At 43.7% G+C, this 357-nt stretch carries 1 pseudogene; it reads right to left on the bottom strand.

Annotation, left to right across the window (positions count from 1 at the left end):
- Positions 1-282: pseudogene (locus LKX83_RS32115) on the bottom strand (IS4 family transposase); the annotation flags it as partial.
- Positions 283-357: the final 75 nt, after the last annotated feature.

Genomic DNA, 357 nt, shown 5'->3' with positions numbered 1-357 from the left:
CAGAAGAAAAAGATCCTTAAAAATGGCATAGGGAACCTCGCTTGCCTTTTTGGATAACGTAGAATAATGAACGGACGGGAGTCCGTAGGCTTGTCCTACATCAGCAGCATGACGAAGGCTTTTCCATTCATGGGTCGCTGCCATCACAAGAAATTGTAATAACGTGTTGATAGGTAGCTTGCGCCCTACATCCTGATAGCCATGTGAAGCTACTATCGTTTGTACATCTTCTTCAGAAACCAAGTGTTTCAGCAGATCAAGAAGTGTGGTAGACTTTTTCATGGGAGGTCGCCTCTTTTCGTAAAAGTTTGTATGTGGTGTACAAACTCTTTTCCCGAAAAAGGCGCCTCTTTTTCG

The organism is Cohnella baijiui (assembly GCF_020731285.1).
GTDB lineage: Bacteria > Bacillota > Bacilli > Paenibacillales > Paenibacillaceae > Cohnella.
This window is presented reverse-complemented; position numbering and strand designations above follow the sequence as displayed.